The sequence below is a fragment of the Carboxydothermus ferrireducens DSM 11255 genome (assembly GCF_000427565.1).
In the GTDB taxonomy this organism is placed as follows: Bacteria; Bacillota; Z-2901; order Carboxydothermales; family Carboxydothermaceae; genus Carboxydothermus; species Carboxydothermus hydrogenoformans.
Genome location: NZ_ATYG01000044.1, coordinates 1 through 10,602, shown reverse-complemented (window position 1 = coordinate 10,602; position 10,602 = coordinate 1). Strand labels below are relative to the sequence as shown.

The following is a 10,602-nucleotide window of genomic DNA, read 5'->3' as shown; positions in this document are numbered from 1 at the left end:
AGAATTTTATAAAAAAACAGAAAGGCGGGAACTACTTGCGGGCGGAAATTAAACTTATCGTTAAAGCAAAAGCCATCATACCGTATAATTACCAGCATGCCTTAACTGCTTTGATTTACCGTGGGTTAGGGGCTGAATCTCAAAGACTTGCGACCTTCCTTCATGATACAGGTTTTCGCCAGAATACAAAAACCTTTAAATTTTTTACTTTTTCTCCCTTAAGCTTTACTAACTTTAAAACAATCCGGGAAGGTATTGTGGTTTTTCCAGGCTTTGCAAGTTTTAAGGTATCATCTCCGCTACCTGAGTTTATTGATTATTTAACTTCAGGCCTCTGGGTGATTCGCAATTTTAAATTTCTCAATCTGCCTGTAAGCATTAGGGAAATCGTTCCCTTACCACTAAAAAATTTTAAAGACGAAGAGATATTTGTACTTAAATCACCTCTGGTACTGGCGGTAAAAAATGAAGAAAAAACTACTCCAACTTATCTTACTTATGTTGAGGATAGGGATTTATACCGGGAAAAGCTTTTAAATAATCTTATCAATAAATACCGGGTTTATTATGGGCGGGAGCCTGAAATATCAACCTTTGATTTTACCTATGATGAAAGTTTTTTTAAGGAAAAACTTCCCACACGCTTAATAACCTACAAAGATCAAAAAATCCGGGGACTTTGTGCTCCTTTTAAAATTAAAACAAATCCCGAGTTAATAAGCCTGGGCTATTATGCAGGCTTTGGGGAAAAGAACAGTATGGGCTTTGGTTTTGTGGAGTAAATTTACTGGAAAAATTTTTTTGGTATCTATTTTTATAATTAAAATTAAAAAATTGCAGGGAGGTGATCAGGTGTTAGAAGCAGTGCGGGAAGTTGGGAGGCTTGCTACTGAACATGCTTCTGGAAGTTTTCTTGAAAACCTGTGCCTGGAAATCGAGGAAGAACAGGGGGGAAGGAGACAGCATGTAGTAGTAATTGATTTTTCCACTTCCAAAAATCATTTAAAAATTACTCCAAAGGAAATTACCCCTGGAGTAACAGAAAGAGAATATCTATGGGTTGGAAATGCTGACGGAAGTAGCAGTCCTCAGTGGTATTTAACGACAAATAATCTTACTTTTTTAGTATCCCAAACGCTTCCCAATTTACTGGAGGTTTTACCCGAGGGGTCGAAGTTAGCCCAGAATGTGCAAAAAGTTTTAGACCTTTACTTTTTTGATACCGGCGTAAAGGATGGGGCCGAGAACCGCTATCGCTACATTTTAAACCTGGAGATGCTGCCAGGATACAAAGGCAGCAAATTACTTGACTTAATCAAAGAAAATCCTAAAGGTAAAAATTTAGCCCAGGCGGTAGCTAAAGAATTTAGTAAGTGGATTAAGGAACAGACTGGCCTAAGTGAAAAAGAAATAGCTCTATATACCGTTTATTTTGACGGGCAAAAAGGGGTAGATTACAGGGAGTACCAGGAAAAAGTAGAAGCCGCAAAAGTTTTTGATATTTTTGCCGGGGAAGAGGGGGTATGCCACGCTTGTGGAAATTTTGGTCCAATAACCTCCGATACTACTAAGTTAAAATTTAAGTACTATATTACCGATAAAATTGGCTATGCCAGCAATCATGATAAGAAAAACTTCTATAAAAACTATTCACTGTGCCCTGATTGTTATAAAAAACTGTTGATTGCTGAAAGTTTTATTCAAAACAAATTCAATAACCGCCTTGGGAATTTAAACCTGTTCATCATTCCGGGTTTCCTTTTCCCGGTAAATTTAAAAAAGCAGCAATTTCAAAAATGGATGGATTTTACCAATAATAGTTTTAACAACCTTAAAGGTTATAGTGAGATTGCCGGGTACGAAGAAATGGTTAGCGACTATTTTGAAAATCGGAATATCTATAATCAGCTAATTTTTAATTTCTTGTTTTACCAAAAAAATAAAGCGGAATTTAAAGTGCTAAAACTTATTAAGGACATTCCCCCCAGTCGTATTCTTAAAATCCTGCAGCTTTTTCAGAAAGTAAATGAAGTTTACAAGAAACACTTTAACCAGCTCCTGCCGGAACTTTCTTTAAACCTAAACCGCATTTACTACCAGATTCCCCAGCAAAAAGGCAAAACCAGCGTTGAATACCGGAAATTTTTAGACTTACTTGAGTCCATTTTTACCGGACACCCGGTGGAAAAAAGCTTTATCATCCGTCAGCATATTGAACTTTTTAAAATTTTTGCCTTTACCAAGGAAGGTTTTAATGTCAATCCGGGAAGTGAAAAGTATAAGGAAATTGAACTGGCCAAAGCTTGTCTTCGGGCTAACCTTTTGAATTTATTTTTACAGGAACTTGAAATACTGCCAAAGGAGGTGGATGCGGTGGAATTAGAGTTAGACTTAAAAGCTGAAGACTTAGAGTACATCCGGGAAATGGGCTATACACCACAGCAGGCTGCTCTGTTCCTTCTGGGGGTGCTGGTGGGGGAAATAGCTTCTGCCCAGCATCAGAGTAATCTCAATAAAGCCATTTTAAATAAACTGACTTATCAGGGAATGAGCTTGCGCCGAATAATAACGTTTGCCAATGAAGTACACCATAAATTATTCCAGTACAAAAAGTTAAATCCCAGTACCGAGAAAATCTACAACAGTATGAAAAAGCTTTTAGACCGGGAAATTCCCCGGTGGAGTTTATCGGATCAGGAAAATGTGTTTTATCTTTTATCCGGCTACAGCTATCTTACCGGGAAAATCTTATCCCGGGCCAAAAATGAAAAATTAGAAGTGGAGGGGATGTAAATGGGTGAGTTAATTAAAACAAATAGTGAAATTTTGTTTCTCTACGATGCCAAGCTTACCAATCCCAACGGTGATCCCGATGATGAAAATCGGCCGCGGATGGATTATGAAACTAAAACCAATCTCGTCTCCGATGTCCGGCTAAAGCGTTATGTTCGGGATTACTTACAGGAAAAAGGGTATGAAATTTTTGTGGCCAAAGTGGAAGGGGAAACGGTAAACGCCACCGAGAGGCTGGAAAAATTGCTTGGTAAAACAAGTAAAAACATAAGTAAAGACGATGTGCCTGTGTTATTAGAAAAACTTGTCGATGTTCGCCTTTTTGGTGCAACTATGCCCATTAAAAGCGAAGACGGCGGAAGTTCATTAACCTTTACCGGGCCCGTCCAATTTAACTGGGGCTACTCTTTGAACAAAGTAGAGTTAGTGGAATCAAACACTATAACTTCTCGCTTCAGCAGTGCGAGCGGCAATGAACAGGGAACCATGGGTAAAGACTACCGCCTGTATTACTCCTTAATTGCCTTTCACGGGATTGTGGCAGCGCACCGGGCAAAGTTTACGCAATTAGATATGGAAACCTTATCTTTATTAGATGAGGCATTTGTTAAAGCCATTCCCCTTTTAGCCACCCGGAGTAAAATCGGCCAGTATCCAAGGCTGTATCTTCGAGTGGAGTATGTAGACGATACTACCTATCTAGGGGATTTTAGAAGCTTTCTTGAAGTTAATCCGAAAGAAGGATTAAGGGATATCACGGATTATGCTTTGGAAGCGGGGAAACTTGTTGATTTGTTGGCCGAAAATAATCCGAAGATTATTAAGATTCTAATGTATTTTGACCATAATCTAAAAACCACCTATCACGGGGAAGCAAAGAATTTTGCCCGATTACTTGCGGAAAAGCTGGGGGATTCTAAGGTAAGTATTCTAAATTATTAAGAAAGGGCTGAAGGCAATGCGGAAAATAGTAATTTTTGAAATTCGCGGTCCTGCAGCCCACTTTCGCAAGTTTTATACCAACTCTTCTTCCTTAAGCTATGCTTTTCCCGCAAGAACTACGCTGGCGGGAATTATTGCGGCTGTGCTGGGGCTACCTAAAGATAGTTATTATAGCCTTTTAACCGGAAATGAAGCTCACTATGCCTTGAGATTAATGACACCGGTACGGAAAATCATGCAGACGGTAAAATTTGTAAGAACAAAAACAATTAGGGAAGTTAATGGCTCCGGCGGGCCAACGATGATACCCACTGAAATAATTTTGCCGGTGCGGGGAAGAGAACTTATTTACCGGGTATACTTTTACCATGATGACCCGAGTTTTCAGGAGGAATTGGCAAAACAACTTGCTCTGGGACCAAAGTTTCCCGTTTATTTAGGGCGAAGCGAATTTTTAGCAAAAATTGATTTTCTGGGTGTCTTCCCGGGGACAGCATTAGAAACGAATTTTGTAGATACCGTAGTGAATCTTGAGCTTTTAAAGGACGAAGAGCTTCTATTTTCTACCCCTGATGGTGAAGATTTAAGGTATTTAAGAGAAAAAATGCCCTTTTCCTTTAATCCCGACCGGTCCATAGCCTCTACGGCTTCTGTGGTTTATGAAATCGGCGGGAAAAAGGTAAGCGGTAGATTCAAAGTGCCGGCCTTTCAGATTGACTCTTTAGGGGATGTAGTTTTATTTTTAGAGCCAGGGGGGATTTGATGCTTTATTATTCGCACTATGATATCGGGATAGAAAAACTATTAAAGGACCATTTGCAAGAAGTTACTGCCAGCATGGTAAAAAAGTTTCAAGGCCTTCCGGGTTTAGACCGGGAGGCTTTTTTAAAAAGCCTTAAAGCGGCAGGGCTTGGCCATGATTTTGGGAAATATACCTCGTACTTTCAGGACCATCTGGTAAATAAAAAAGCGGTAGGGCCTTTATCTCACCATGCTTTTTTATCGGCGGTATGGGCTTCTGCTCAGTTTCTTAATGAAAACTTTGAAGGGTCTCACCAGTACCTTGCCTTATTAATTTTTTTGGCGGTTTTAAGGCATCACGGCGATCTTGATCATCCTTTAAATAATCTTGCTTCCAAAAGAGCTCTGCGGGAAAATGCTGTCTACAACGAAAGTTTAAAAAATAAACTGGAAATTTTAAAGATGCAGTTAGAGGACCTTTTATTAAACCCTGAAATAGACCGGGAAAATCAAGAGCTCTGGCAAAAACACGGATTTAAATATTTGCCCCTTGTGGAATTTAGCCAAAATTATCAGGATTATCTTGGCAGACTTTATACGCTATATCAGGATTTGACTGAGGAGGAGGAAGAAATTAGATTTCTTTTTTACTTTGCAACGCTGTACCTTTACTCATTATTAATAGACTCGGATAAAAAAAGCGCGGCGGGGATTTCAGAAGAGTTTGGGCGCAAGGAACTTTCTTTTGCCTTAGTGGAGGAGTATCAAAGAGAACTTTCCCAAGGAGCGGAAAAAAGTTATGTAAATACTTTAAGGCAAAATTTATTCGCGAAAGTTATAAGTAATGTAGAAAAGCATTTTGAAGGGGAGATATTTTCCTTAACTGCACCGACGGGCAGTGGAAAGACTTTGGCAGGTTTGGGGGCTGCTTTTAAGCTTCGGGAACTTGTTAAACAGCAAAAAGGGTATACGCCAAGGATTATCTACGCTCTGCCATTTACCTCAATTATTGACCAGAACTTTGAGGTAATTAAAAAGATTTTAAAAACTAAAGTTACGGATTTTCAAGAAAATGAAAGCCTGTATCTTATAAAGCACCATCATTTAGCGGATCTTTCTTTTCGGGTGGAAAAGGAAGAAATTGAAGTGGAAAAAGCTCTTTTATTTACCGAAAGCTGGGATAGCGAGATTATCGTTACTACTTTTGTCCAGCTCTTTCATACTTTTTTTGGTTTTAAAAATCGGCTTCTTAAAAAATTTCATAAACTTTCCGGAAGCATTATTTTACTGGATGAAGTACAGAATATTCCTTTTGAATACTGGGGAGCCGTGCGGGAGATTTTTTTGCAGGCTGTGAAATTACTTGACTGTAAAGTAATTTTAATGACCGCAACGAAACCTTTAATTTTTTCGCCGGAAGAATGTATTGAACTGGCAGGGACGGAAGAAGAAATTGCCGAAATGTTTGCAGCGTTAAATCGGGTAAAGCTTTCTTATTTGCCGGAAAGAATGACGATCGCTGAATTTGTCCGAAGTTTTAAGGAAAAATTTAGTAAAGATAAGTCCTATCTTATTGTAGTAAATACAATAAAGTCTTCCATTGAGCTTTACCGGAAAATAAAAGAACTGGATTTAGGGATTTCCTTATTTTATCTTTCAACCAACATTACTCCCAAGGAACGCAGCCAGAGGCTTTTGGCAGTAAAGCAATTAAACCAGCAAAATAAACCTTTTATTTTAGTTTCCACCCAGGTAGTGGAAGCGGGAGTGGATTTAGATGCAAACTGTGTTATCCGGGATGCTGGGCCTTTGGATTCGGTTATTCAAGTAGCCGGGCGGTGTAACCGTAGCGGCCAGAAAGACCGGGGAGAAGTTTTCCTGGTGAACCTGATTACCGAAGATGGAAAAGATTTTGGCACCCGGATTTACGGTCCGGTTCTCTTAAAACAAACCCGGGAATTACTGGAAGAAGCCCGGGAAATAGAGGAAAAGGCCTTTGGAAATTTAATTGGTGGGTATTTTTTAAAGATTACTAAAGAAAAACTTTTATCCGACAGTCAAGGAAAGAAAACGTTAGAAGCAATCTTAAATCTTTCCTTTGCCGATGCTCCTGATGGCAGCCCCAGTATAAGTGATTTTAAACTAATTTCGGAAATCCCTTTTTATGTGGATGTCTTTGTGGAGCTTGATGAGGAAGCTAAATTGATCTGGGAAGAGTATAAAAAAGGTGTAATCCTGGAAAATGATGACGAGAAACGGCGGACAAACTATTTAAAACTAAAAACAAAACTTGCTCAGTATATTATCTCCGTTCCGGGTTTGGAAAAAAATCAGAGCAATGTCCGCGGATTGGAACAGGTAGGTTCGCTTTTCCGGTTGCCTTTAGAATATCTTGAAGATTATTACTCCTTTGAAACCGGGTTTAAACGGGTAACCCTGGGGCGGGAAGAATTTGAAATTTTATAAAGGTAGGGCAGGTTTCAGCCGGCTAATTAAATTGGAGGGCTGGCTTCTGCCCGCGATTTAAAAAATATTGTAGGGGAAGGGTACATGAGTGAAATTAGCATTGGCGGAACTTTAATCTGGTATTACTACATTTGTCCCCGGCAGGTCTGGTTTATGGGGCGGAAGATTACTCCCGACGAAGACAATGAACTTTTGGATTTAGGCAGGGTAATTCATGCCCAGAGTAAGAAGCCGGGGGTCAGGGAAATGGTTCTTGGAGGAAGTAAAATTGACCTTATTACCCGTGAAGACGGGGAGCTTTTGGTTTATGAAATAAAGAAAAGCTCAAAGTTTAAAGAAGCATCGAAAATGCAGCTTTTATATTACTTACTGGAATTTAAGAGGCGGGGCGTCGAAATTGCCGGGGAGTTATCGTACCCTGAAGAAAAGAAGCGCGAAAAGGTAAGATTAACTCCTGAAGATGAAGCAAAGCTTGTTGCAGCGGAGAAAGACATTTTGCGGATTATCTATCAAGAAACACCCCCGCCGTACCAAAAAACTCCCTTTTGTAAAAAATGTGCTTACCTTGAGTTTTGTGTAGCATAGGAGGGGAGAAATGCGTAAAGCAATCTACCTTTTTTCTGATGGAAAATTGCAGCGAAAAGGAAACACTCTTTATTTTGAAAGTGAAGGACTCAAAAAGTACCTGCCGGTGGAAGATGTTGGGGAAATTTTTGTTTTTGGTGAAGTGGAATTTAATCGAAAACTTGTGGAATTTTTATCCCAGAACGAAATAATCCTTCATTATTTTAATCATTACGGTTACTACATGGGAACTTTTTATCCACGGGAGCATTATAATTCGGGCTACATGATTTTAAAACAAGCGGAGCATTTTTCCGATCAAAGTAAGAGAATATTCTTAGGACGGGCAATAGTAAAAGGTAGTGCTCGCAACATTTTGCAGGTATTGAAGTATTATGCCCAGCGGGGAAAAGAGGTAGAAAGTAACGTTGAGTTAGTTGAGAACTATCTAAATAAGGTAACGGAAGCAAAAGAGCCAAATGAGCTTTTAGGCCTGGAGGGAAATATCCGGGAAACCTATTATCAAGCTTTTGACGTAATTTTGCAGGATAAAACTTTTTTTTATGAAAAAAGAACCCGTCGGCCTCCGCAAAATTATTTAAATACTTTAATAAGTTTTGGTAATTCTTTACTTTATTCTGCTGTATTAAGTGAAATTTATAAAACCCATTTGGATCCGCGGATTGGCTTTCTTCATGCTACCAATTTTCGAAGCTTTACTTTAAATCTTGATATAGCAGAAATTTTTAAACCAATTATTGTTGACCGGGCAATTTTTACCTTAATTGGTAGAAAAGAAATTAAAAAAGAGCACTTTGAAAAGGGTTTAGAAGGCTTTGCCCTAACAACTGAAGGGAAAAAACTTTTTATTACCGAATTTGAAGAAAAATTGAAAACTACTATTAAACATCCCGAATTAAAAAGGGATGTGTCTTACCGCTTTTTAATTCGCTTGGAGCTGTATAAACTTGAAAAGCATTTACTGGGAGAAAAGACATTTGAACCTTTTGTTTCGAGGTGGTAGTTTGTTTGTCATCCTGGTTTATGATGTAAATCAAAAACGAGTCGCCAAAGTCTTAAAAACAGCGAGAAAATATCTTTACTGGGTACAAAACTCGGTTTTGGAAGGAGAAATTACCGAAGCAAATTTTCGTCGGTTAAAAGGTGAACTTTCAAAGATAATTAATCAAGATGAGGATTCAGTGCTGTTTTATATTTTTGGTTCCATGAAATATTCTACCCGGGAGCTTTTGGGTATTCAGAAGGGAGGTGAAACCAATATGCTTTAATTGTGCCTTGTATGTGAAACATTGAACTTTACCCATTGAGGTCGACGAAAAAAGTGCATATACTATGAATAAATGTTTCAAGAAGATTTAAATTCCTCCGGCAAAAACAAAAAATTATGCAAACAAACTAAAAAATATACAATGATTTTCGTCGACCTGCGGTTGCCCCAAAATCCCGGGAGGTCGACGAAAGGGTGAAAATAGCCTTTGAGCCTTGAGAATTAAGTGGTCGATGGAAACTTGCCACTATGCACCAATATTCACATAAAAAATGTAAACTTCTTCTTTCGTTAAAAATCTTTTTCTTTTATAATTAATTATGGGTTTTAATCGAACCATTCTGGGATTGAAACAATGAAAAGGTGGTTTGCTTTGCTCTTAACCGTTGCGTTTTAATCGAACCATTCTGGGATTGAAACCGGCAAGATACCCAATCTAAAGAAAACGATTTTCTTGTTTTAATCGAACCATTCTGGGATTGAAACTTTCAACGCCCACATCAAGGCGTATTGCTTTCCTCTGTTTTAATCGAACCATTCTGGGATTGAAACGCGAGTAGCTAAGATAGTCTTTTCCCGGTTAATCAAGTTTTAATCGAACCATTCTGGGATTGAAACCCGAATAACATAATAATCATTTGTCTCTACATTGTCGTTTTAATCGAACCATTCTGGGATTGAAACAATTACCGGATAAGTGGCAAGAAATCAGAACAAAACTTGTTTTAATCGAACCATTCTGGGATTGAAACCCAATTGTGAAATCGGTTGGCGATGCAGTAGCAGCTTGTTTTAATCGAACCATTCTGGGATTGAAACCTGCCTATCGATTGATTAACTGCTTTAGCACATCCTCGTTTTAATCGAACCATTCTGGGATTGAAACCTAAAATTTATGATACTAAAGCTTTTGTAAAGGTTAGGTTTTAATCGAACCATTCTGGGATTGAAACGAGAATATTAAACCTTCAAAACCTTGAAAAACCTTAGTTTTAATCGAACCATTCTGGGATTGAAACCTTCTGAAATATTTTTCTCCTTCATATACTCCTTTAGGTTTTAATCGAACCATTCTGGGATTGAAACTATTTCCGCCCCGGGTTAAGGGACTGGCGGTAATCCGTTTTAATCGAACCATTCTGGGATTGAAACACAATTAATTAACATTCTCTTAACATCTTCTTAACAGTTTTAATCGAACCATTCTGGGATTGAAACTCAGAACGTGGTGGTTTTAGTTTACGTAAAGGTTAGTTTTAATCGAACCATTCTGGGATTGAAACTTGCTGCTGTTGCTGCTGTTGCTGCTGGTTCTATGAGTTTTAATCGAACCATTCTGGGATTGAAACTTCGTAGACCAGTCTCAAGCACCACCGGTACAAGCTAGTTTTAATCGAACCATTCTGGGATTGAAACACATTTTCTTAACAAAAAGGTATTGCACTTTTTCTGGTTTTAATCGAACCATTCTGGGATTGAAACGCTTAATATTATCATAATAATTATGGTTTATAATGAGTTTTAATCGAACCATTCTGGGATTGAAACCTTAGCTTACAAGGTTAAGAATCTTAACCTTGTAAGGTTTTAATCGAACCATTCTGGGATTGAAACCTCATTGACCTTCCTTCTTTCGTTTATTTGTTTGCGTTTTAATCGAACCATTCTGGGATTGAAACCCCTGTATACTTTTTTGATTAACCCTAATCCTGCTTTGTTTTAATCGAACCATTCTGGGATTGAAACTTCGATACAGAAACACATCAGGTTAGGAAGGAAAAGTTTTAATCGAACCATTCTGGGATTGA

The 10,602-nt window shown here is 38.4% G+C and carries 8 protein-coding genes and 1 CRISPR repeat array; all 8 genes read left to right on the top strand.

Annotation, left to right across the window (positions count from 1 at the left end; all coding sequences use genetic code 11):
* On the top strand, positions 1-782 hold a 782-nt coding region (gene cas6, locus CARFE_RS0111930), incomplete at its 5' end, for a CRISPR-associated endoribonuclease Cas6 (protein WP_028052908.1).
* Between the two features lie 70 nt (positions 783-852).
* Positions 853-2,793, top strand: coding sequence for a type I-B CRISPR-associated protein Cas8b/Csh1 (cas8b, locus tag CARFE_RS0111925; RefSeq protein WP_161625142.1), 1,941 nt, complete (start codon positions 853-855; stop codon positions 2,791-2,793).
* Positions 2,794-3,735: a type I-B CRISPR-associated protein Cas7/Csh2 gene (gene cas7b / locus CARFE_RS0111920; RefSeq protein ID WP_028052906.1), complete on the top strand. Its 942-nt coding sequence runs from the start codon at positions 2,794-2,796 to the stop codon at positions 3,733-3,735.
* Between the two features lie 16 nt (positions 3,736-3,751).
* On the top strand, positions 3,752-4,498 hold the full coding sequence (cas5, locus tag CARFE_RS15760) for a CRISPR-associated protein Cas5 (protein ID WP_051250309.1): 747 nt from the start codon (positions 3,752-3,754) through the stop codon (positions 4,496-4,498).
* Positions 4,498-6,942 (top strand): CRISPR-associated helicase/endonuclease Cas3, encoded by a 2,445-nt coding sequence (locus CARFE_RS0111910; protein ID WP_028052905.1) that lies wholly within the window; start codon positions 4,498-4,500, stop codon positions 6,940-6,942. Before cas5 ends, CARFE_RS0111910 begins: the two co-directional genes overlap by 1 nt.
* A gap of 84 nt (positions 6,943-7,026) precedes the next feature.
* Positions 7,027-7,527 (top strand): CRISPR-associated protein Cas4, encoded by a 501-nt coding sequence (gene cas4, locus CARFE_RS0111905; protein WP_011345040.1) that lies wholly within the window; start codon positions 7,027-7,029, stop codon positions 7,525-7,527.
* Between the two features lie 10 nt (positions 7,528-7,537).
* Positions 7,538-8,530 (top strand): type I-B CRISPR-associated endonuclease Cas1b, encoded by a 993-nt coding sequence (gene cas1b, locus CARFE_RS0111900; RefSeq protein WP_028052904.1) that lies wholly within the window; start codon positions 7,538-7,540, stop codon positions 8,528-8,530.
* A gap of 1 nt (position 8,531) precedes the next feature.
* The gene (gene cas2, locus CARFE_RS0111895) at positions 8,532-8,795 is read left to right on the top strand and encodes a CRISPR-associated endonuclease Cas2 (protein WP_028052903.1); all 264 of its coding nucleotides are present in this window, start codon (positions 8,532-8,534) and stop codon (positions 8,793-8,795) included.
* A 323-nt stretch (positions 8,796-9,118) separates the two neighbouring features.
* Positions 9,119-10,540: direct repeats of the CRISPR family, unit length 30 nt; unit sequence GTTTTAATCGAACCATTCTGGGATTGAAAC.
* Positions 10,541-10,602 lie beyond the last annotated feature (62 nt).

What these genes read in the sequence shown, in the direction of transcription:
- cas4 (WP_011345040.1), top strand. Translation starts at nt 7,027, where the DNA reads ATGAGTGAAATTAGCATTGGCGGAACTTTAATCTGGTATTACTACATT.
- cas5 (WP_051250309.1), top strand. Translation starts at nt 3,752, where the DNA reads ATGCGGAAAATAGTAATTTTTGAAATTCGCGGTCCTGCAGCCCACTTT.
- cas7b (WP_028052906.1), top strand. Translation starts at nt 2,794, where the DNA reads ATGGGTGAGTTAATTAAAACAAATAGTGAAATTTTGTTTCTCTACGAT.
- cas1b (WP_028052904.1), top strand. Translation starts at nt 7,538, where the DNA reads ATGCGTAAAGCAATCTACCTTTTTTCTGATGGAAAATTGCAGCGAAAA.
- CARFE_RS0111910 (WP_028052905.1), top strand. Translation starts at nt 4,498, where the DNA reads ATGCTTTATTATTCGCACTATGATATCGGGATAGAAAAACTATTAAAG.